Below are 16,602 nucleotides of genomic sequence, written 5' to 3'. Positions count from 1 at the left end.
CTCAGTCCTCCCGCGTGAAGCGCATGAACTGCTTGTCATACTCCTTGGCGTTGGTGCTGGTGGCCAGCACCCGCTTCACCTTCCCCTGAAAGTCGATCACTACCGCCTCGTAGCCGGCGCCCTTGCGCCGCCAGCCGGCGATGTGCCGGTCGTCGTACCAGCCGATGAGCCGCTTGGTCGCGAACGGGATCCTGACCTGGGCCTCGGCGTCGGCGGCGGTGGACCAGACGCAGATCTCCTTCTTGGTCTCCTTGCAGTACGTCATGAGGAGCGTGCCCGAGGGGGAGATGTCGTCGCCCTCCACGGTGATCGGGGTGCCGACGTCCAGCAGGGTCTGCAGCACGGTGCCCTGCAGGTCGTAGAAGCGGATGCGCTGGGTCTTGCCGGTCAGCGCCCAGGTGCCGACCGCCCGGCCGTCTCCTCGCCAGAAGTAGCTCCAGGTGCCCGCGTCCTTCTCCTTCACGCGGACGATCCTGGCCTTCTTCCTGGCGATGTCGATGACCGCGTAGCCGTACTCCTTGCTGGTGTCGCCGACCGCCTCGTACAGCGTCACCAGGCCCTGCCTGCCGTCCGGGGACCACTGCGGCAGGGTCGGGTAGACCGGCGCCTTGGTGATCTTGACCTTGCTCACCGAGCCCGACCGCCGGTCGACGACGGAGACGACGGCGTAGTTGTTCTTGTCGTAGACCTTGTCGGTGGCCAGCGCGTGGGTGCCGGAGGCGTTCACCGTGTACTGGAAGTACTTGTCGTTCTTGGTGAAGCCGGCGGTGCCGGAGGTGCGGACGTAGAGGTTCTTGTCCCAGTCCAGGCTGTAGGAGCTCAGCTTGATCGGGTCGTCGTCGCTCTCGTGGAGCGTGATCGAGCTGCCCGGGAGCTTGACCGTCCTGGTGGCCTGGGGCGGGGCGGAGACCGCCGGGGTGGCGGCGGGGGTGGCGGTGGCGACGGGGTCTCCGGACCGGGAGACGGCCGTCGGCCGGGTGCCGTCCGCCAGGGGGGAGGGCACCGGATCGGGCGTGGTGCCGCCGCGCAGCGTCAGGGTGATCCCCACGGCCGCGACGAGCGTGACCGCGAGCCCCGCGCCGACCGCGATCCAGACGCCGCGCCCGCGCCTGGCCGCGGGGCCCGCCCCCGGGTACGGCGGGGCGCCCGGGGCCGGGTAGGCCGCGGGCCCCCGGCCGGGGCCGCCGTAGGGCGGCGGGGGCGCCTGCTGCGGGTAGCCGGGTCCCCGCTGCCACTGGTGGTCCGGCCCGCCCTGCTGCGGATGGCCCGGACCGGCGGGGTGGGTCTGGGGGTGGCCGCCGGGGCCGGTCTGGTGGGCCTGCCGGTAGCCGTTGGGACCGGTCTGCTGGTGGCCGCCGGGGCCGGTCTGCTGAGGCTGCCGGTAGCCGTTGGGACCGGGGCCCGTCTGCTGCGCGGCGGCGGCCGACCCCTCGGCGAGGATCCCGCGGGGGGCGGTGGGCCCCGGCACGCCCGGCGCGCCGCCGGCGTGGCCGAGCAGCCGCAGCAGCGCCTCCCCCGCCGTGGGCCGCAGGGCGGCGTCCTTGGACAGGCACTGCCCCACCAGCTCACGCAGCGCCGGATCGGCGATCGCCCGCAGGTCGGGCTCCACGTTCATGATCCGGTTGAAGATCGCGGGCAGGCTGTCGGTGCCGAACGGCGGCGCGCCGGTGGCCGCGAAGACCATCGTGCAGCCCCAGGCGAACATGTCGGCGGGCGAGCCGGCGGCCTCCCCCGCGAGCTGCTCGGGGGTCATGTAGGAGGGGGTGCCGATCGCCATCGCGGTCAGCGTGGAGGTCCGGTCGAGCGCCTTGGCGATGCCGAAGTCGATCACCCTGGGGCCGTCGGGGGCGAGCAGCACGTTGGACGGCTTGAAGTCGCGGTGCACGATCCCGGCCTGGTGGATCGCGACGAGCGCGGTCACGGTGCCGATCGCCAGGCGGTGCAGGGCCGAGCCCTCGCGCGGTCCCTCCTGGGCCACGACGGCGTCCAGCGTCAGGCCGTCGATGTACTCGCTGACGATGTAGGGCCGGTGCTGGTCGACACCGGTGTCGATGACCGCGGCGGTGCAGAACGGCGCGACCCGCTGAGCTGTGCTGACCTCGCGGATGAAACGTTCCAGAGCCTCCTCGTCCTGGGCGAGGTCGGCCCGGAGCAGCTTGACCGCGACGCGGGCGCCGGTGGGCGCCACGCCGAGGTACACCGTCCCCTGGCCCCCTTCACCGAGCCGCGCGGTGAGCCGGTACTCCCGCACCTGCTCGGGATCCCCAGGCCGCAAGGACGCGAGGTCCGGCATGACCACACCCTCCCTTTAAGGACTTTTTACGGTCCATTGTGGGGGCAAATGGTCACGATCAGTGCATCAACTCCGGGGCCGGGTCAGCGGGAAGGACAGCACCTGCCGGATCGACCTGCCGGTCAGCAGCATGAGGAGCCGGTCCACGCCGATGCCGAGGCCGCCGGTGGGCGGCATGCCGTACTCCAGCGCGCGCAGGAAGTCCTCGTCCAGCTCCATCGCCTCCGGGTCTCCGGCGGCGGCTGACAGCGACTGCCCGGTCAGGCGGCGGCGCTGCTCCAGCGGGTCGGTCAGCTCGGAGTAGGCGGTGCCGATCTCGACGCCGAAGGCGACCAGGTCCCACCGTTCGGCCAGCCGGGCGTCCCGGCGGTGCGGCCGGGCCAGCGGGGAGACCTCCGAGGGGAAGTCGGTGTAGAAGGCCGGCTCGACGGTCCGCTCCTCCACCAGCCGCTCGTACAGCTCCAGGATCATCGCGCCCCACCCCCACTCCGGGTCGTACGGCACCGCCAGCCGGTCGGCCAGCTTGCGGAGCTCCTGGACGGAGGTGTCCGGGCCCACCTGTTCCCCCGCCGCCTCCGAGAGGGCCTCGTTCACGCAGGCCGTCCGCCACGGCCCGGAGATGTCGATCTCCTGCCCGTGCCTGCGGATCACCGGCGCGCCGAACGCCGCGGTGGCCGCCTCCTGGACGAGCTCGCGGGCGAGCTCCAGCATCGTCCGGTAGTCGGCGTACGCCTGGTACGCCTCCAGCAGCGTGAACTCCGGGTTGTGCTTGTAGGAGACGCCCTCGTTGCGGAAGGCCCGGCCGAGTTCGAAGACCCGCTCCGCCCCTCCCGCGCACAGCCGCTTCAGGTGCAGCTCCGGCGCGATCCGCAGGTAGAGGCGCATGTCGTAGGCGTTCATGTGGGTGGTGAAGGGCCGGGCGCAGGCACCGCCGCGGACCGGCTGCAGGATCGGCGTCTCGACCTCCAGGAAGCCGCGCCGGATCAGGGCGGCGCGCAGGCCGTTCAGGACGGCGCCCCGGATCCGCAGCGTCTCGCGCGCCTCGGGGTCGGCCACCAGGTCGAGGTGGCGCTTCCGGGCCCGCGCCTCGGGGCCGGCCGGGCCGCGGTGCCGGCCGGGCGGCGGGCGCAGGCACTTGGCGGTCATCGTCCACCCGTCGGCGAGCACCGACAGCTCCCCGGTCCTGCTCGTGACGACCTCGCCGGTGCAGGCGACATGGTCGCCCAGGTCCACGGCGCGGCGCCAGCGGTCCAGGCCGGCGGCTCGGGTGATCATGAGTTGGAGGGTGCCGCTCCAGTCGGCGACCGTGGCGAACAGCAGCCCGCCGTGGTCGCGGACCAGCGTCACCCGCCCGGCCACCGCGGCCCGCTCCCCGGTCCGCGCGTCGGCGGCCAGAGCGGGGTGGGCCCGGCGCAGCTCGGCGGCGGTGTGGGTGCGCGGGTGGCCCACCGGGTACGGCTCGCCGCCCTCGGCCCGGAGCCGCTCCAGTTTGGCCAGGCGGACCCTGACCTGCTCCGGTACGGCGGGGCCCCGCCGGCGGCCGCCGCCCGTCCCCGGCGCGCGGACCGCGGGGGGCGCCGCCGGCTTCTCCGCCACCGGGCGGGCGGGATGCTCCCCGCGCCGCAGCAGGGTGGGCAGGCTGGGCCCGTGCCCCAGGAAGCCTTCGGCGATCGCCGAGGCCAGACCCACCTTGGGCAGGTCGCGGCCGTCCTCGTAGGCGAGGTAGCGCGGCACCCAGTCGGGCCGGTACTTCACGTTCGACCGGTACAGCGACTCCAGCTGCCACCACCGGGAGAAGAACAACAGCATCCCCCGCCAGGCCCGCAGCACCGGACCGGCGCCGATCCGCGCCCCCTCCTCGAAGGCGGCGCGGAAGACCGCGAAGTTCAGCGAGATGTGCTCCACCCCGATCGCGGGCGCCTGCCTGACCAGGCCGGAGACCATGAACTCCATCAGACCGTTGTCGGCCTCGCGGTCGCGGCGCATGAGGTCCAGGGACAGACCGCGCTCACCCCAGGGCACGAAGGACAGCAGCGCGGCGTGGCCGCCGTCCGGCCCGAGGGCCTCCACCAGCACGCACCTGCCGTCCGCCGGGTCTCCCAGACGGCCCAGCGCCATGGAGAAGCCGCGTTCGGCCTCGGTGTCCCGCCACGCCTCGGCCCGGTCGATGATCCGGCGCATCTCCTCCGGGCTCAGCTCCTCGTGCCGGCGGACGCGCAGCGTGTATCCGGCCCGCTCGACCCGGTTGACCGCCTGCCGCACCCCGCGCATCTCCCGGCCGTCCAGGGTGAAGCCGGCCACCTCGATCACGGCCTCGTCGCCGAGCTGGAGCACCCGCAGTCCGGCCCGGTTGTAGGCCCTGGCGCCCTCCTCGCTGGCGCCGATGGCCGCCGGGGTCCAGCCGTACTCCCCGGCCTGCTCCATCCACGTCCTGATGGCCGGCTCCCACGCCTCCACGTCCCCGATCGGATCGCCTCCGGCCAGGCTGACCCCGGCGACCACGCGGTAGGAGACGGCCGCCTTGCCGCTCGGCGAGAAGATGGCGGTCCGGTCCCTGCGGGTGGCGAAGTATCCCAGCGAGTCCCGCTCTCCCCTGGCGGCCAGCAGGGCGCGCACCGCGGCCTCCTCGGCCGGGGGCAGCTCGGCGCTGGCCTTCTGGGAGCGGAACAGCACCAGGAACGCCGACAGGATCGCGACCGCGGTCAGCAGGCCCACCACGAAGCCGACCCAGGCGGGCGGGTGCCCGACCCGGTCGAGGTCGAGGGTGACCGCGCCGCCCAGCGCCTTCTCCAGCGCCCAGGCGAACCGGCCCGGCGCCGCCAGCGTGCCGGGGAAGAGGGTGACCAGCAGGTAGGCGACGCCGAAGGACACGGCGAACAGGACGGCGAGGGTGAGCAGCGCCTTGCGGAAGGCGCCGCGCTGCACCTTGGCGTAGAACTCGCGGCGCGCGAGGACCAGCACGGCCAGCAGGCCGGTGACGAAGACCAGGTTGACCGTGCCCGTGATCAGCAGCCAGGCGGACCTGAACCCCCGGACGGCGCCGTCCCCGAAGAGGTGGACCAGTGGCAGCAGGAGCACGTCGAGCGCGATGTTCAACGACAGCAGCACCACCAGCAGCCAGTACGCCGCGCGCTTGTGCCGGGCGACGGCCCCGGCGAGGATCGCCAGGAACACCGCGTAGCCGAGGTTCGCCTCGACCGAGAAGATGCTGGTGCTGATCACTTCGGTGGCCGGCCGCAGCAGCCTCCGCAGCGGCCCGACGAGTGCGATGAGCCCCGAGTAGGCCGCCAGCACCGCGAAGAACACGCCCAGCGCCCCGGGCACCGCCGCCGTCCAGCGCCGGTCCTCCAGCCGAGATGCCATCATCACCCCCGAGATGATCGCTACTCAAATCGTATACCCGGCTACGTATCGTGAAATCTGCCGAGCATCCGGACTGCTTCGGCGATCACCTCGGGGCGTTCGAGCTGCACCTGGTGCCCGGTCCCGGGCAGCAGGATCAGCTTGGCGTCGAGGAGGCCGGCCAGCTCCTGGTGGCAGCGGTCCTCCGGGCCGGCGCTGAGGATGACGACGGGGACCTCCGGGAAGGGATGGCTCCGGCGCAGTTCGCCGAGCTCGGCGGCCATGTCCGGATAGGCCAGCCACTCGGCCGCCGCGGCGGCCAGGACCCGGCCCCGGCCGTACACCGCCCGGGCGCGCCCGTCCGCCCCCATGACGAGGCGGTGCGCGGCGGGCAGCACCAGGCAGGCGGCGGCGGTCGCGCCGAACGTGCCGCCGAGGGCGGGCAGCGCGCGCTGCACGGCGCGCACGGCGGCCGCGCGCGCGCCGCTCCGGGGCCCGGGCGCGGGCTCGCAGCTGGGGTCGACCAGCACCAGCCCCGCCACCCGCCCGGGATGGAGCCGGGCGAACGCCTCCGCGTGCGGGCCCGCCGCCGAGTGCCCGACCACCACCGGGCACTCGGCGAGCGCGCCGATCCGCTCCGCCTCCTCGCGCAGCGTGGGCGGGCCGCGGTGGCCGGAGCTGAGCCCCAGGCCCGGCCGGTCGAACCGGATCACCACGTGGTCGCGGCTCAGGTCGGCGGCGACCCCGTCCCAGTGGAACCACGCCCCCGCCATTCCCGCGCAGATCAGCACCGGCGGCGTCCCGGCCCCCTCCAGCAGGACATGCGACTTCGGCGGGGCCGGCGCCGTCCGGTCCCGCCACAGCGCGGCCCCCAGCAGCAGCAGCCAGAGCCCGGTGACCGCGACCTGGAGACGTTGCGCGACCCCCACCGGGGCGCCGGTGGCGATGGCCGCCAGGGTCCACACTGTGGCCACGGCCATGAGCACGGCCAGCACCGCCCCGCCGTACCCGACAAGCGGCCACCTGCGCCGCCGCAGCGCGCTCACCGGCAGCGTCATGAGGCTGAGCACCGCTCCGGCCGAGGCCAGCGCGCTGGTCGCCGTGTGGATCCGGTGGGCCGCCGAGACCCGTCCGGCCGCCTCGGCCGCCGCGCACGAGGGGTCGCTCAGCGCGGCGCAGTCCAGCGGGAACAGGCCGCCGTCCAGGACCGTCATCGCGCCCAGCAGCGCGAGGGCGAGCCAGCCGGCCGTCCCCAGCCGGCCGGGGCGCTCGTCGGGGACCAGGGCCACCGCGGTCAGGCACGCGATCCCGGCGGCCACGTCGGCCGCCCGGACCAGCCACGACCACGGCTGGTCGACCGCCGCCAGCTCGCTGACGTACGCGCCCGTCCCGCCGATCGCGGCGTTGAGGAACTGCGCCGGCAGCCAGGCGCTGTAACACAGGCCCGCGACGGCGAACGCGCAGGCCGCGATCCGGGTCAGCCTCCACCGGGCGCGCATCGCTCTACAGTCCGGGCGCGCCCCAGAGGGGGAACCAGCGGCCGAGGTCGGGCTCGATCGGGAGCTCCCCCTCCAGCGCGGCTCGCGCCTGAAGCTCCAGCGCGTTGTCCCTGTGCTGCCCGGACAGCGGCGCGAACGGGTAGAAGGAGCCCCTCTTGTAGAGGTAGACCAGGGCGAGCTTGCGCGCGTCCTCGTCGGCGAAGGAGACCAGGGAGCAGAGCAGGCAGGGGCCGAAGCCCGCCCCCTCAAGAGAGGAGTTGACCCCGTGCAGGTCGGTGACCAGCTCGCCGAGCTGCTCGGGTGAGCGGCGCACCAGCAGCCAGTCGTAGCCGTAGGTGTCCTTGGACTGCTCCACCGGCGGGGCGCCCCCGGCGGCGAGCAGCCGGGTGACGTCGCGCTCCAGCTCGGTGAAGGCCCCGCCCTCGGCCGGGCGGAAGCAGACCGACCCGGTCCCGGTCGGCGTCAGCCCGGTCGCGGCCTGCAGGGTCACCGCCGCCGACGGCAGCGCGAACAGCGCGTCCAGGTCCGGCTCGGCGGGTTCGGTACGGCCCAGCAGCGCATCCCACCACTTCACCGCTCACACTCCCTGTCCGAGCTGGGCGGAGATCCTGGCGAGCTGTTCCAGGCGCCGTTCCAGCGGCGGGTGGGTCGCCAGCAGCGTGGCCAGTCCGGACCGGCCCGCCAGCGCGGGGGCGAAGAAGAAGGCGTTGAACGGCTCGGCCTCGCGCAGGTCCCTGGTCGGGATGCGGGACATCTCCCCGCTGATCTTGACCAGCGCGCCGGCCAGGACCGAGGGACGCTGGGTGAGCAGCGCGCCGGCGCGGTCGGCGGCCAGCTCGCGGTAGCGCGACAGGGCGCGGGTGAGCAGGAAGCTGACCGCGTACACCAGGATCGAGACCAGCATGACGATCAGGCCGATCGGCAGGCCGCCCCGGTCGTCGCGGCTGCGCCCCAGGCCGCTGTAGAGGGCGAACCTGGTCATGAGCCCGGCGACGATGCCGAGGAAGGAGGCGATGGTCATCACGGCGACGTCGCGGTGGGCGACGTGGGACATCTCGTGGGCGAGGACGCCCTCGATCTCGGCCCGGTCGAGGCGGCGCAGCAGTCCGGTGGTCACGCACACCACGGAGTGCTTCTGGTTGCGGCCGGTGGCGAACGCGTTCGGGACGTCCGAATCGGCGATCGCCACCCGAGGCTTGGGCATGTCGGCCATGGCGCAGAGCCGGTCGACCAGGCCGTGCAGCTCCGGCGCCTGCTGAGGGGTGACCTCACGTCCGTGCATCGCGAACAGCGCGATGCGGTCGGACATGAAGTATTGGACCAGCAGAGTGCCGCCCGCGATGAGCAGCACCGCCACCGTCTGGACGCCCAGCGCGATCAGCACGCTCACGAACAGGACATACAGCAGTCCGAGCAGGAGCATGGTCAGGACCATGCGACTGGTCAGGCCCCGGTCCGGGGCGAACCGGGTGTGTGCCATATGCCCAAACTATCCGGGAATCAGCCCCTCATCGCCGAGCATCTCCCGCACTTCTTCCATGGAAGCGTCGGCCGGAGGCAAAATCAGCTCCGAGGACTCCAGGCTGTCGTCCGGGAGCGCCTTGCCGACGTGGCGGACCTTGTCCAGCAGGTCGTGCAGGCGGGCCCGGAAGGCCTCCTCGTCACCGGCCTCGATCGCCGCCTCCAGCTCACCGTCCAGGGCGTTGAGGACGTCGAGGTCGCCGGGGTCGATCTCGGTCTGGCCCTCGCCCATGATGCGAACGATCACAGCCCCTCCCCCGGCTGGCGGTACTGCTGGGTCTGGGGGGACTGCTGCGGCTGCTGCTGCGGCTGCTGGTGCTGCTGGGGCGGTCCGGACTCGATCGCGCTCTTGGGCGCGGGGCCCTGCCCGAGCTCGGCCTTCATCCGGGCGATCTCCAGCTCCACGTCGTGGCCGCCGCCCATGCGGTCCAGCTCGGCCTGGATGTCGTCGCCGCGCTGCCCGCTGAAGTCGTCGAGGGCGCCGCTGGCCAGCAGCTCGTCGATGGCGCCCGCGCGGGCCTGCATCGAGGCCGTCTTGTCCTCGGCCCGCTGGATCGCCAGGCCGACGTCGCCCATCTCCTCGGAGATGCCGGAGAACGCCTCGTTGATCCGCGTCTGCGCCTCGGCCGCGGTGTAGGTCGCCTTGATCGTCTCCTTGCGGGTGCGGAAGGAGTCGACCTTGGCCTGCAACCGGTGCGAGGCGGTGGTGAGCTTCTCCTCCTCGGCCTGCAGGTTGTCGTGCTGCACGCGGAGGTCGGCGATCTGGGTCTGCAGGCTCGACCGGCGGGTCAGCGCCTCGCGGGCGAGGTCCTCGCGGCCGACTCCGAGCGCCTTGCGGCCCTGCTCCTCAAGCTTGCGCGACTGGGCCTCGATCTGGTTGATCTGCAGCTCCACCCGCTTGCGCGAGGTGGCGACGTCGGCCACTCCCCGGCGCACCTTCTGCAACAACTCCAACTGACGCTGGTAGGAGTAGTCCAGGGTTTCGCGTGGATCCTCCATCTTGTCCAAGGCATTGTTCGCCTTGGACCGGAAGATCATGGAAAGTCTCTTCATCACGCTCATGCGCGTCGGCCCGTCCCCTTCTTCAAATGCGCTTCGGGTCTCCCCAGTGATTCCGGCCCCCCGTGAAAAGCGCCGGAGTCACTTAGGGTTCACCCTACGCATAACGCACGAGGGCGTCACTAAGTTGCAGTCCCGGTAGGCTGACGATGTGTTCCGACGTACCCAGACCACCGCGGACGACTCCCCCGTCTCCGCTAACGATCCTAAGCCTGCGGGCAAGGGGCGTCCCACACCCAAGCGCCGGGACGCCGAAGGCCGTCGCCGCCAGCCGGTGAACGCCCCCCAGAACCGCAAAGAGGCCTACAAGCAGCTCCGCGAGCGCCAGGCCAACGACCGCGTCAAGGCGCGCGAGGGCATGATGCGCGGCGACGAGCGCTACTTCCCGGCCCGCGACCGGGGCCCGGCCCGGAAGTTCGCCCGCGACTGGGTGGACTCCCGCCGGATCGTCAGCCAGTATTTCCTGCCGTTCTCGCTGCTGATCCTGCTGCTCACCTGGGTCCCCTTCCCCGCCGCCAGCCGCCAGTACATCTACGCCGCCGTCATCACGGTCGGCTGGCCGATCATGATGGTCGGCGTGCTGTTCACCTCGGTCTGGGTGTCCTGGAAGGTCAAGAAGCTGGTGGCCGAGAAGTTCCCCGGCGAGAACGTCAAGGGGGTCGGCTTCTACGCCGCCATGCGCGCGCTGCAGATCCGCAAGCTGCGCTTCCCGCCGCCCGCCTTCCTGCCCGGCGGCAAGCCCGTCCCGCCGAAGAAGTAGGCCCCCGCTCCCGCCGGAGCGGTGCGCCCCGCGCCCCGTCCCCTCCCCGGGGGGCGGGGCGCCGTCAGTCCACGACCTCCCAGTCGAGCACCCCGTCGACCGCCCGGGGCCTCCAGTAGCCGACGGAGCCGCCGGTCTCCAGCGCCTCGGCGACCGCCTTCAGCAGGGCGTAGTGCGAGCGGACCGCGATCCCGCCCGGGGTGAAGTTCAACTGGCCCTCGTTGTCGGTCTCCCCCACGTCGCGCCTCATCGAGTCGATCACAAGGTGGTTGCCGCTCCCGTCGGCGCCGACGGGGATCATCCGTCCGTCCCACCACTCCGCGCGCGGGTCGGAGCTCTCGTCCTGGTCCTCGACCTCGCACAGCCCCCGCCAGGTGTCGCGGATCCCGCGGACGTCGAGAAGCCCGTTGGCCAGGAGGCCGAACCCGCCCGCGGTGTCGGCCCCGTTGTGCCTCAGCAGGGAGGCGCGCAGGTCGTTGGGGAAGCGCAGGCCCATCTGGGCCTCCGCGACCGCGATCGTCCGGGCCCTGGCCGGCGGCGCGAGCGTGCGGTGGGCCGCGGGGGCGTTGGCCTTCAGCCATCTCTCGATCCGCGCCCACTGCCTGTTCACCGCCCGGGTGACCCGGGGGCTGAGCGGCCGCACCCGCGCCTGCCGGACCATCGGCCGGCAGTCCGCGTCGGGGACCGCCCGGTACGGCTCCGCCGAGGCGCCGGCGTCCGGGGCCGGGGTGGCGTCCGGGGAGGACGCGTCCGCCTGCGACCAGTCTTCGGGCACGTCCGCGTCGCCGTCCTCCGGGCAGAGCGTGACGGCGCGGGTGCCCGGCGCCGTGGTGGGCGGCGCCCAGCCCGGGTAGCAGGAGCCGGCCGCGGGATCGGACGGGTCCTCGAACCAGGCCTCCCCGGTGGCCTCCGTGGCCGTCGTCCCCTTGGAGAAGGTCGCGTTCTCCAGTGCCTGGGTGGCGAAGACCAGCACGCAGAGCGCGGCCGCGGCGGCGCCCCAGCGGACCAGGCGGCGGTGGGTGGCGTGGTCCAGAGGCTCGCGCGCCGGGGGCGCCGCGGTGAGGAAGCGGGGTATGTAGGCCCTGGTGGCGTAGCGGTCCAGGTCGCGGGCGGTGGGGGTGCCCAGGATCGGGGCCGGGGGCCACTGCGCTGCGGGGGCCGGGCCGGGCCCGGGCCGGGGGACGGCCTCCGGCTCGGCGCGGAGGGCGGCCCCGGAGGCGGCCGGGGGGCGGCGCAGACGCAGGACCGCCACGACGATCGCCGCCGCCACGGCGGCCACGAGTGCCAGCCGTACCCATCTAGAAGTGATCAACCGCAACACGCCGGGCAGAGTATCCCGAATCGGTCGCCCGCATGACACCTACTAGGGTCGAAGCCATGGAATTCCGCCACCTTGGCCGTAGCGGCCTCATGGTCAGTGAGATCAGCTACGGCAACTGGATCACTCATGGTTCCCAGGTCGAGGAGGACGCCGCCCGGGAATGCGTGCGGGCGGCGCTCGACGAGGGGATCACCACTTTCGACACCGCCGACGTGTACGCGGGCACCAAGGCGGAGGAGGTGCTCGGCCGCGCCCTGAAGGGGGTGCGCCGCGAGTCCCTGGAGATCTTCACCAAGGTCTACTGGCCCACCGGCAAGGGCCCCAACGACCGTGGTCTCTCCCGCAAGCACGTCACCGAGTCCATCCACGGCTCGCTGCGCCGCCTGCAGACCGACTACGTCGACCTCTACCAGGCCCACCGCTTCGACAACGAGACCCCGCTCGAGGAGACCCTCAAGACCTTCGACGATCTCGTACGGCAGGGCAAGGTCCTCTACGTCGGCGTCAGCGAGTGGACCGCCGACCAGATCTCCCGGGCCCTGAAGATCGCCGACGAGATGGGCTTCGACCGCCTGGTCTCCAACCAGCCCCAGTACTCGATGCTGTGGCGGGTCATCGAGGCCGAGGTCGTGCCGCTGTCGGAGAAGGAGGGTCTCAGCCAGATCGTCTGGTCCCCGATCGCCCAGGGCGTGCTCACCGGCAAATATCTGCCGGGCCAGCCGCCGCCCGCCGGCTCCCGGGCCACCGACCCGTCCGGAGGCGGCTTCATCTCCGCGCTCATGGGCGACGACGTCCTCACCCGCGTCCAGGACCTGAAGCCGATCGCCGCGGACCTGGGGCTCAGCATGGCCCAGCTCGCCGTGGCATGGGTGCTGCAGAACCCGAACGTGGCCTCGGCCATCATCGGCGCGACCAAGCCGGAGCAGGTCCGCGACAACGTCAAGGCGTCCGGTGTGAAGCTGGACGACGAGGTGCTGAAGAAGATCGACGATGTCCTCGGCCCGATCGTCGAGCGCGACCCGGCCAAGACCGTCAGCCCCCAGAAGCGCCCGTAGTCACCGCGGCGCCCGTCGTCACCGCGACAGGCGGAAACCCCCCGGCGCTCCATTGTGGAACGGAGCGCCGGGGGTTTCTCATTCACTCGGCGCGCAACGACATTTTCTCGTATTCAATCCGGTCGTCCTCAAACAGGGTGACCTTTTCGACACCGGATTCCAGCAGCTCACGCCAGCTCTCACCAAGCCATGACTCCGCATCCGCCTGACTCGGGAACGTTTCGGACGGTGCGACCCCCTCGGTCACCACGCCGCCGTCCGCGTTTTCGTAACGCCAGTGCCAAGCCATGTCACACGCTCCTCTTCGCGGGCTTTTCCCGGTGCCGCCGCCAGCTCAGCGAACCCTACATCGGCCACCCCCGCGGCCGTGGCGCGCGGACCGTCGCGCCCGGCCCCCGGACGGCGCCCGGCCTCCGGGGACGGATCCCGCGCCCGTACGCTGAGGCGGTGAAGGTCCTGATCTCCGGCACGGCGGCGGCCGGCGGCTGGCCCGTCCCGGGCTGCGGGTGCGCCTCCTGCGCGCGCCTGACCCCCGGTCATCGCCGTCCCACCGAAGTCGCCCTCGCCGGCTCCGTACGGCTCCCGCCCACCGGCCCGCTCCCGCCCGGCCACCGGGTCTCCACCGGTCCGGACGGTCTCGCCCTGACCACCCCCGGCGGACACCGGATCCTCTACGCCGCCCCGCTCCCCGGCCCTCCCCCGGACCGGCCCGGGATGCCGGACGAGCACGGCGAGCTGCGGTGCACGGCGCACGCGGACGGCGAGCGGCCCGCCTGCGATCTGGTGTTGATCGACGTGCTGGAGCGGCCGGAACGGCTGGGGGACCTGCGCCGCCGGGGCGTGATCGACGGGCGGACCCAGGTCGTGGCCGTGGACGTCGACCACCGGGTGCCGACGGAGGCGGAGCTGGCCCGGCGGGCCGAGCTGTGGGGGGTGCGGGCCGTCCCCGACGGGACGGTCCTCGACCTCGGCGGACCCGTCCCCCATCGGCCGTCCCGGCCCCGCCGGACCCTGCTCCTGGGCGGGACGCGCTCGGGGAAGTCGGCCGAGGCCGAGCTCCGGCTGGCGGGCGAGCCCGAGGTCCTCTACGTCGCGACCGGGCCGTCCGGCGGAGACGACGCCGAATGGGCCCGCCGGGTCCGGGCGCACCGGGACCGCCGGCCGGCCCACTGGGGCACGGCCGAGACCACCGACCTGGCCGGGCTGCTGCGGACCGCCGAGGTCCCGATGCTGATCGACGGGCTCGGCACCTGGGTCGCCGCGGTCTTCGACGAGTGCGACGCCTGGTCGGGCGGGGGCGGCCGGGACGCGGTCACGGCCCGATGCGACGAGCTGGTCGACGCCTGGCGGCAGGCCCGCGTCCAGGTCGTGGCGGTCTCCGACGAAGTCGGGCTCGGCGTGGTGCCCGCCACCTCCAGCGGCCGGATGTTCCGCGACGCCCTCGGCTGCCTGAACCAGCGGCTGGCCCTCGAATCCGAGGACGTCGCCCTGGTGGTGGCCGGCCGCCTCCTCCCCCTGCCCGTCTGACCGATCCCCGCCAGACCGATCCCCTACCGGACCGACCGCTCCTGCCAGACCGGTCGGCCTCCTTGCCCACCTGATCGATCCCCTACCGGACCGACGGCTCCCCCATCCGACGCCCATGACCGGTCTCCCTGCGCCCCTGCCGGCCATGGGCACCTGGCCCACCCGTCCGGGCGCGGAGCGTCCGCCCGCCCTGCGCCCCGGCCGGACGGGGCCGCGGCCTGGGGGATCGTCCGGGCTACGATCGTCGACCGTGTCTGGAACTCCGCCTCCGGAGAGGCCGTCCACGTTCGCCGACGGGGTCCGCCTCGCGATCGGCACGTTGAGCGTGTTCCCGGTCCGGCCGGGGGTGGTCGACCGCAGGGCCGGGGGGATCGCGATGACGCTCGCCCCGCTCATGGGGGTGCTGCTCGGCGCCGCCGGCGGGGCCGTGCTCGCCGTGGCGCTGTGGCTGGGGATCACCCCGCTGCCGGCGTCGGTGCTGGCCGTGGCGGCCGTGGCGCTGCTCACCCGGGGGCTGCACCTGGACGGGCTGGCCGACCTGGCCGACGGGCTGGGCAGCGGCAGGCCGGCCGAGCAGGCGCTGGACATCATGAAGCGCTCCGACATCGGCCCGTTCGGCGTCGTGACGCTGGTGCTCACCATGCTGGCCCAGGTGGCGGCGCTGTCGGAGGTCGCCGCCACGGGAGCGGGCCCGATCGCGCTGGTCACGGCCTGCGTGGCGGGGAGGCTGGCGCTCACCTGGGCCTGCCGGGCGGGGGTGCCCTCCGCCCGGCCGGGCGGGCTCGGCGCGATGGTCGCGGGCACCGTACGGCGGGGCCCCGCGCTGGCCGTGACGGCGCTCATGCTCGCCGCGTCGGCGGCCCTGACGTTCCTGTCGCCCGCCGGTGCCTTCGGATCACCCCTCCCGGCCCCGGTGCCCGACGGCGCGCTCTCCTACGAGAGCGAGCCATGCAGCGCCTACGGGACCATCGGAGGAGTCATGGCGCCGTCCGGGCTCTCCGGGCTCTCCGGGCTCTCCGGCTGGACGGCCGCCGGCCCCTGTCCTCCGGCCCCGTCGCCTTTCTGGGGACCCGCAGTGGCCGTCGTCGCCGCGCTGGTGGCCGCCTGGGCCCTGCGGCGCAGGGCCGTGCGGCGGCTGGGCGGGATCACCGGGGACGTGCTCGGCGCGCTCGTCGAGACCGCCGCCGCCACCGCTCTCGTCGTGTGCGCGGTGGTCGTGGGCTGACCCGGCCTCGGCCCACGACCTGAGCGGCCGCCCGACCGGCCTCAGACGGCGGCCGGGGCGGGCCGCCCGACCGGCCAGCGGGTGAACAGCACGGCGGCGACCGCGGCCAGCAGCGCCGATCCGGCCAGCCCGGTGATCCCGGCGACGGCGAGGTCGGGCGGGTCGGCCGCGTCGCCGACGAGCAGGACGAGGCTCGCCGACGCGTTGAGCGCGCCGTGGCCGACGACCGCGGGCCAGATGCTTCCGGAGCGGAGGCGGAGCCAGCCGAGCACGGATCCGTAGACCACGCAGAAGATGACGAACATGGGCGCCGCCCACGCGCCGAGCTCGGGATAGTTGTAGCCGCGCAGGGTGAGCGGGGCGTGCCAGGCGCCCCAGATCACCCCGGAGGCCAGCAGCGCGCGCCAGGTGCCCAGCGGCATCAGCCGCGGCAGCAGCCAGCCGCGCCACCCCCACTCCTCGCCGAACGCGGCGACCGAGTTGATCAGCGGGGCGACCAGGAACGCCGACGCGAACTGCACGACGGCCAGCGTCTCGGGGGCCACACCGGGTGCGCGTCCCCCGCCGGCCTCGGCCATGCCCTGGCGGAACAGGCTGAACCCGTCGAGGTCCACGGCGAGCAGCCCGGCGGCGGCGCTGAGCGCGATCGCCGCGACGACCAGCAGCGGGGTGCCGAGCCAGGCCAGCGCGGTGAGCGCGAGCGTGCGGCCCCGGCGCTCGCCCAGCGTCAGCCCCGTCCGCCCGGCCCATTCGCGCCAGGTGGTCCCGGGCTCCGCGCGCCGCCGGCCGTACAGCCGGACGGCCAGGACGCCGAGCGCCGGTGTGAACATCATCGCGACGCCCACCACCACGACCAGGGGAGAGGCGAGGGACGCGCCGGTCAGCCAGATGGGGAGGGCCGACAGCCAGGACAGGCCGTACGCGGTGAGCAGGAACAGCCAGAGGTCGGTCGGACGGCGGGGCATGACATCACCTTCGGGGGATCTCCGCGGACGGGCGC

General features: G+C 73.6%; 14 protein-coding genes. 4 read left to right on the top strand and 10 right to left on the bottom strand.

Features of this window, described 5'->3' with window-relative positions:
* Window position 1 precedes the first annotated feature (1 nt).
* The 7 genes from ACZ6R6_RS21640 to ACZ6R6_RS21610 all read right to left on the bottom strand — a co-directional run bounded on the left by ACZ6R6_RS21640 (window position 2) and on the right by ACZ6R6_RS21610 (window position 9,717).
* Complete coding sequence (locus ACZ6R6_RS21640) at window positions 2-2,293, bottom strand: protein kinase domain-containing protein (RefSeq protein ID WP_470095854.1); 2,292 nt, start codon at window positions 2,291-2,293, stop codon at window positions 2-4.
* A gap of 66 nt (window positions 2,294-2,359) precedes the next feature.
* Window positions 2,360-5,659, bottom strand: a complete 3,300-nt coding sequence (lysX, locus tag ACZ6R6_RS21635; RefSeq protein ID WP_470095884.1) for a bifunctional lysylphosphatidylglycerol synthetase/lysine--tRNA ligase LysX — start codon at window positions 5,657-5,659, stop codon at window positions 2,360-2,362.
* A 38-nt stretch (window positions 5,660-5,697) separates the two neighbouring features.
* Window positions 5,698-7,134 carry an alpha/beta fold hydrolase gene (locus ACZ6R6_RS21630; RefSeq protein WP_470095852.1) on the bottom strand — a complete coding sequence of 479 codons (1,437 nt, stop codon included), beginning with the start codon at window positions 7,132-7,134 and terminating at the stop codon, window positions 5,698-5,700.
* Window positions 7,135-7,138: 4 nt separating this feature from the next.
* Window positions 7,139-7,708 (bottom strand): PspA-associated protein PspAB, encoded by a 570-nt coding sequence (gene pspAB, locus ACZ6R6_RS21625; RefSeq protein ID WP_470095850.1) that lies wholly within the window; start codon window positions 7,706-7,708, stop codon window positions 7,139-7,141.
* A 3-nt stretch (window positions 7,709-7,711) separates the two neighbouring features.
* Entirely contained in the window at window positions 7,712-8,614 is a 903-nt protein-coding gene (gene htpX / locus ACZ6R6_RS21620) for a zinc metalloprotease HtpX (RefSeq protein WP_470095848.1), read from the bottom strand.
* 9 nt (window positions 8,615-8,623) lie between these two features.
* On the bottom strand, window positions 8,624-8,902 hold the full coding sequence (pspAA, locus tag ACZ6R6_RS21615) for a PspA-associated protein PspAA (RefSeq protein WP_470095846.1): 279 nt from the start codon (window positions 8,900-8,902) through the stop codon (window positions 8,624-8,626).
* Window positions 8,899-9,717: a PspA/IM30 family protein gene (locus ACZ6R6_RS21610; RefSeq protein ID WP_470095845.1), complete on the bottom strand. Its 819-nt coding sequence runs from the start codon at window positions 9,715-9,717 to the stop codon at window positions 8,899-8,901. Before ACZ6R6_RS21610 ends, pspAA begins: the two co-directional genes overlap by 4 nt.
* A 148-nt stretch (window positions 9,718-9,865) precedes the next feature.
* On the opposite strand from ACZ6R6_RS21610, the gene ACZ6R6_RS21605 reads away from it, so the two are divergent.
* Complete coding sequence (locus ACZ6R6_RS21605) at window positions 9,866-10,474, top strand: DUF3043 domain-containing protein (protein WP_470095843.1); 609 nt, start codon at window positions 9,866-9,868, stop codon at window positions 10,472-10,474.
* A gap of 64 nt (window positions 10,475-10,538) precedes the next feature.
* On the opposite strand, the gene ACZ6R6_RS21600 is transcribed toward ACZ6R6_RS21605, so the two are convergent.
* Window positions 10,539-11,795 carry an SMI1/KNR4 family protein gene (locus ACZ6R6_RS21600; protein WP_470095841.1) on the bottom strand — a complete coding sequence of 419 codons (1,257 nt, stop codon included), beginning with the start codon at window positions 11,793-11,795 and terminating at the stop codon, window positions 10,539-10,541.
* Window positions 11,796-11,851: 56 nt separating this feature from the next.
* On the opposite strand from ACZ6R6_RS21600, the gene ACZ6R6_RS21595 reads away from it, so the two are divergent.
* Entirely contained in the window at window positions 11,852-12,850 is a 999-nt protein-coding gene (locus tag ACZ6R6_RS21595; RefSeq protein ID WP_470095839.1) for an aldo/keto reductase family protein, read from the top strand.
* An 82-nt stretch (window positions 12,851-12,932) separates the two neighbouring features.
* Here ACZ6R6_RS21595 and ACZ6R6_RS21590 read toward each other — a convergent pair whose 3' ends face one another.
* Window positions 12,933-13,139 (bottom strand): hypothetical protein, encoded by a 207-nt coding sequence (locus tag ACZ6R6_RS21590; protein ID WP_306857555.1) that lies wholly within the window; start codon window positions 13,137-13,139, stop codon window positions 12,933-12,935.
* Window positions 13,140-13,297: 158 nt separating this feature from the next.
* Between ACZ6R6_RS21590 and ACZ6R6_RS21585 the strand changes: the two genes are divergently transcribed.
* The gene (locus ACZ6R6_RS21585) at window positions 13,298-14,377 is read left to right on the top strand and encodes a bifunctional adenosylcobinamide kinase/adenosylcobinamide-phosphate guanylyltransferase (RefSeq protein ID WP_470095837.1); all 1,080 of its coding nucleotides are present in this window, start codon (window positions 13,298-13,300) and stop codon (window positions 14,375-14,377) included.
* A gap of 250 nt (window positions 14,378-14,627) precedes the next feature.
* The gene (locus ACZ6R6_RS21580; protein ID WP_470095835.1) at window positions 14,628-15,602 is read left to right on the top strand and encodes an adenosylcobinamide-GDP ribazoletransferase; all 975 of its coding nucleotides are present in this window, start codon (window positions 14,628-14,630) and stop codon (window positions 15,600-15,602) included.
* Window positions 15,603-15,643: 41 nt separating this feature from the next.
* Here the strand turns inward: ACZ6R6_RS21580 and ACZ6R6_RS21575 are convergent, their stop codons facing one another.
* Window positions 15,644-16,567: a lysostaphin resistance A-like protein gene (locus ACZ6R6_RS21575; RefSeq protein ID WP_470095833.1), complete on the bottom strand. Its 924-nt coding sequence runs from the start codon at window positions 16,565-16,567 to the stop codon at window positions 15,644-15,646.
* Window positions 16,568-16,602 lie beyond the last annotated feature (35 nt).

The sequence above is a fragment of the Streptosporangium sp. NPDC048886 genome, assembly GCF_055586905.1.
Note: the sequence above shows the minus strand (reverse complement) of the source record. Positions and strands in the feature narration are given on the sequence as shown.

Excerpts from the sequence above, each read along its gene's own strand:
- ACZ6R6_RS21640 (WP_470095854.1), bottom strand. The coding sequence starts at position 2,293 with ATGCCGGACCTCGCGTCCTTGCGGCCTGGGGATCCCGAGCAGGTGCGG.
- lysX (WP_470095884.1), bottom strand. The coding sequence starts at position 5,659 with ATGATGGCATCTCGGCTGGAGGACCGGCGCTGGACGGCGGCGGTGCCC.
- ACZ6R6_RS21630 (WP_470095852.1), bottom strand. The coding sequence starts at position 7,134 with ATGCGCGCCCGGTGGAGGCTGACCCGGATCGCGGCCTGCGCGTTCGCC.
- htpX (WP_470095848.1), bottom strand. The coding sequence starts at position 8,614 with ATGGCACACACCCGGTTCGCCCCGGACCGGGGCCTGACCAGTCGCATG.
- ACZ6R6_RS21610 (WP_470095845.1), bottom strand. The coding sequence starts at position 9,717 with ATGAGCGTGATGAAGAGACTTTCCATGATCTTCCGGTCCAAGGCGAAC.
- ACZ6R6_RS21595 (WP_470095839.1), top strand. The coding sequence starts at position 11,852 with ATGGAATTCCGCCACCTTGGCCGTAGCGGCCTCATGGTCAGTGAGATC.
- ACZ6R6_RS21590 (WP_306857555.1), bottom strand. The coding sequence starts at position 13,139 with ATGGCTTGGCACTGGCGTTACGAAAACGCGGACGGCGGCGTGGTGACC.
- ACZ6R6_RS21575 (WP_470095833.1), bottom strand. The coding sequence starts at position 16,567 with ATGCCCCGCCGTCCGACCGACCTCTGGCTGTTCCTGCTCACCGCGTAC.